The sequence below is a fragment of the Massilia sp. CT11-108 genome, from assembly GCF_047302915.1.
GTDB classification, from domain to species: Bacteria; Pseudomonadota; Gammaproteobacteria; order Burkholderiales; family Burkholderiaceae_D; genus Telluria; species Telluria orientalis.
Window position 1 is genome coordinate 1 of record NZ_JBKYMO010001210.1, and the last position, 501, is coordinate 501.

Here is a 501-nt window from a genome sequence, read left to right on the forward strand (position 1 = left end):
ACCAGCCGGTCGCGCTGCAGCTGTATGCCGCCGCCGACAGCCGGGCGGCCGGCCCGCTGCACGTCAACGAGGCGGACAACCTGCTGTACGACGGCGCCGGTGCGGCGCTGAAGAATGCCGGCGACCTGATGGAAACCGTGCTGCCCGTGCGCTTCGACGACAACCTGTGGAAGGCCCGCTTCGTCGCCCGCCGCGCCGACCTCGTCGACGGTTTCGGCCGCGTCTTCCCCTGGCTGGCCGGCGCGGGCGGCTTTGGCGCGACACTCCTCGCGTTTGCGCTGTTCCTGAACCTGGCCCGCTCGCGCAAGACGGCCGTGGACCAGCGCCGGCTGCTCGACCTCGTGCTGGACAACGTCGACGCCTACGTCTACCTGAAGGACCGCGACCGCCGCTACCGCTACGTCAACGCGAAGATGGCCGCCGCCTGCGGCCTGCCGGCGCACGAGATCGTGGGACGGCGCGACCGCGAGGTGATGCCGCCCGCGCAGGCCGACGCGCTGA

1 protein-coding gene is annotated in these 501 nt (G+C 72.1%); it reads left to right on the forward strand.

The features are described 5' to 3' along the window. Positions 1-501: PAS domain-containing protein (locus ACEN88_RS34030; RefSeq protein WP_413346785.1), on the forward strand; the 501-nt coding region annotated here is incomplete at both ends.